Annotated in this window: 1 protein-coding gene; it reads right to left on the reverse strand. The window is 61.5% G+C overall.

Annotated features, from left to right (window positions below; genetic code table 11):
• Positions 1–429 (reverse strand): sulfatase-like hydrolase/transferase (locus FMN52_RS19650; RefSeq protein WP_240339550.1); only part of this gene is annotated, 429 nt, incomplete at its 3' end.
• Positions 430–442: the final 13 nt, after the last annotated feature.

Raw genomic sequence — 442 nt, forward strand, 5'->3', positions numbered from 1 at the left:
GAGGTGATACAGGCCGGCATATTTCATCACGTCATAGCCCTGTGCGTTGGGCAGTGCGTAGTCGTCTTCGCCCAGGTGCCATTTGCCGGTGAAGTAGGTGTCGTAGCCTCCGGTCTTCAAGACCGAGGCCAGGGTCCATTCGGCAGCCGGCAGTCCGCCACCCTGCCCCTGGAAGGCTACGGTGGTCATGCCGGAGCGGTTGGGAATGCGACCGGTCTGCATCGCGGCGCGGCCCGGCGTGCAGCTCGGTTGGGCATAGAAATGCGTAAACATCATGCCTTCGTCGGCCAGCTTGTCGATGTTCGGCGTGGGCATGCCACGCGCATCGCCACCCAGATAGGGCCCTGTATCCCCGTAGCCCGTGTCATCGGAGACAATAAATAGAATGTTCGGTTTCTGAGCGTCCTGCGCCAGAGTTATCGTCGGCAGGGCAGTACAGGCC

This window comes from Marinobacter sp. BW6 (genome assembly GCF_008107725.1).
GTDB lineage: Bacteria > Pseudomonadota > Gammaproteobacteria > Pseudomonadales > Oleiphilaceae > Marinobacter.